This is a genomic window from Brumimicrobium salinarum (assembly GCF_002844555.1).
Classification (GTDB): domain Bacteria; phylum Bacteroidota; class Bacteroidia; order Flavobacteriales_D; family Crocinitomicaceae; genus Brumimicrobium; species Brumimicrobium salinarum.
In genome coordinates, this window is record NZ_PJNI01000056.1 from 1 (window position 1) to 387 (window position 387).

A 387-nucleotide genomic window follows, 5' to 3' on the forward strand; every position below is an offset into this window, starting at 1 on the left:
CGGGAATACTTGTCCTGAGGTAATCACAAGAACGTACAACATCGCAGATGACTGTGGAAATAACATTGATGTAGTTCAAACGATTACGATTGATGATGATACCAATCCAACAGCAAGTAACCCAGCACCAGTAACAGTAGAATGTTTAACAGATGTTCCACCAGTTGCTGTTACAGTGGTTACAGATGCAGCAGATAACTGTACGGTAAACCCAACAGTTGCATTTGTATCAGAAAGTTCAGACAACAACACATGTAACGGAGAAGTTATTACACGTATTTATAGCGTGACAGATGACTGTGGAAACAGCATTAATGTAACACATACAATTACTGTAGATTCATACACTCCAACATTTACAGTTTCAAGTACTGACCCAACAGCATG

Annotated in this window: 1 protein-coding gene; it reads left to right on the plus strand. The window is 39.3% G+C overall.

Going from position 1 to position 387, the window contains the following annotated elements; genetic code table 11:
• Positions 1 to 387, plus strand: a 387-nt coding sequence (locus tag CW751_RS15505) for an HYR-like domain-containing protein (protein WP_165779339.1), incomplete at both ends; no start/stop codon positions are given.